1 protein-coding gene and 1 pseudogene are annotated in these 2305 nt (G+C 64.2%); one reads left to right on the forward strand and one right to left on the reverse strand.

Going from position 1 to position 2305, the window contains the following annotated elements; translation table 11 throughout:
• Positions 1–590 precede the first annotated feature (590 nt).
• Positions 591–1016: a hypothetical protein gene (locus tag AB0I06_RS34210; RefSeq protein WP_363122760.1), complete on the forward strand. Its 426-nt coding sequence runs from the start codon at positions 591–593 to the stop codon at positions 1014–1016.
• Positions 1017–1104: 88 nt separating this feature from the next.
• Here the strand turns inward: AB0I06_RS34210 and AB0I06_RS34215 are convergent.
• Positions 1105–2305, reverse strand: a pseudogene (locus AB0I06_RS34215) (hypothetical protein); the annotation flags it as partial.

Consider the following 2305-nt stretch of genomic DNA (forward strand, 5'->3'; position numbering starts at 1 on the left):
GTGGTGTAGCCCTTCAGACCGTTCCAGGTGTCCTTGACCGAGCCGACCGGGTCGCTGACGACGTCCATGGTGTCGGCCAGGAAGCTCTTGGTCGGAGCGACGAAGAAGCCACGGACGTGGTCCATGAAGGTCTTGTCGTGGCGTTCCTGGTCATGTACGTCGTCCCAGAGCGACTTGTCTTCGAACGGGCCCGGAGCGAGCGGGATGGTGTCGTTCGGACCGGCGCCCTCGTAGGTGATGATCCGAGCCGACTAGGACGGACCTCCGCGGCTGTAGTGGCCGCCCGTACCTCCCCCGGTGCCCGAGTCGCCTTCGGCGGCGGGAATCGGGGGCGGGGTCCATAGCCAGTCCTAGCTCAGTCAACGACCAGATTAGATAGAGTCACTGTTATGAGTACCGACTTGTATGGATGGCTTGAATGCAGGCCCCAGTCTGGACGTTATGGCGCTGAACACGCGTCGTGGCAGCCATTCTCCGAACTCCGACACCTTTATTGGGCCCGTGATTACATGTCGTGGTCAGCACTCTTCGACGTCCGGAGTGTGGAGCCTGTCAGAGCTCTCTTCCCTGACCGCGGAGCCCCTGAAGGCATGTCGGACACGGCACGAAGAGACGCCGACGATTTCGAGGGCCACAGTCATTCGTGGTTCTCGTGGCGTGAACTGCAGGCTGTCGACTGGAACGCCCCCTGCACCGACGGACCGTCACGGCATTGGGTCCGCCACTGGTCCCGTGCCCATGAAGGATCCCTCACGCCCATGGGATTGACCACACTCCCGGATGAGCTGTACGACTCGGCCGCCGCCACATTCGGAGAAGGCAACATCGCACCCTCCCGATGGCCCGCCGACGGAGAGCTCCTGCTCGGCGACGAGGTGTACCGGCCTGTCTCCCCTGCCTATCGCGACCTGGTACCACCCGACGGGCCATGGCTACCGGTGTGGAATGTGATGGGCATCCTGGCCGGACTCCATGGTGAGGACAACGTCCGCCTCGTCGTCTGGTTCGGCGGCTGAGCGGAAACCTGGGGGCGTCAGTCGTGCGGCACAGGGTGACGGATTACGAGCCGTCACCCTCCTTCCTCGTCTTCACCGCATCATACTGTTATTCCAGACCCAGATAATCCAATGCCCCCTTGGGGTTGTCATTCAACCGCTTCCAGTCGATTTCCTCGCCTCGACTGTACTTCGCTTCCAGCGCCCGCTGCATGTCACCCAGCTGCTTGGCTGTGAAGTTCGCATCACCGATACGAGCGTCAACTCCCTTCTCGTTCATAAGCTGGGCAGGAGAGACCTTTTGACCCTTGATGGGCCGGAAAACCTCAGTCCACTTATCAGGCTTGTCGATCTCGACTCGGGTCGTTGTGCCCGGATTCGCCTTCTTCCACTCGGAGAGCGTGTTGATCTTCCCGACGAATTCCGGCTGACGCGTCGGGTTCACCGTGTTCTTCACTTCGACCAGGTGCACCCTGCCGTCCCTCCCCTTGTACAGGACATCGGCGTCCGGCACGTTCGACACATCCACGGTTTCTCCGGGCGCGACCTCCACCTGACGCCGGTTGTGCTCCGAGCCGACGGCGGTGTGCACGGTGCTGTCGGGTGCCGCGTCCTCCGAGGCGCGCCGCACACCGCGCACCTCAGCAAGCATCTCCTCGAGCCTGCTGACGGTACGCGCGTTAGTCACTTCGGAGCCGAGCTTGCTCGCGCCCGCCCGGTCGACGTTGTTGCGTCCTGCGAGATCAGTGAGCTCGCCGAGCGCGGCCGCCGCCTGATCCCTGCCGATCTCCTTCTTTCCAGGGTTCTTCTTGGCGTTCTTGACGAAGTCGTCAATGTTGCGCTCGTCAATACTGAGCCTGCCCTGCCTGATGGCAGCCTTCGCCGCCTCCGCCTGGGCCTCCAGCGCCAGTTGCTGTGCCTCGTCCGCCTTCTCCCGGGCATCCTGGGCCCCCGCCTTGGCCTCCTCGTCGCAGCCGTCCTCGGCGAGGATGACGTACGGGGACTCGGACGGGCCGGCTGCAAGGATCGTGGTGCCTGTGCCGGAGGAGCCGGTGAGGACGCCTGTGGTGGTCCCGGGCGGGTTGCCGCCGTACGGGATCCGGCGAGCCGGCGCCGCGATGGTGCAGCCCGACTCGCGGGCCTGCTTCTCTGCCGCGTCGGCTGCCTCGTCGGCCTCCTTCGCTGCCTTCCGAGCCCCCTCGGTATCACCCGCCTTGGCCGCCTTGCGCGCCTTCTCCGCCGCGTCGGACGCCTTGTCGAGGGCTTCACCGACCTCGGCCAGCTTCTTGAACTTGGTGAACTTCGTGATG

Origin of the sequence: Streptomyces sp. NPDC050674, assembly GCF_040654575.1 — a bacterium.
Classification (GTDB): domain Bacteria; phylum Actinomycetota; class Actinomycetes; order Streptomycetales; family Streptomycetaceae; genus Streptomyces.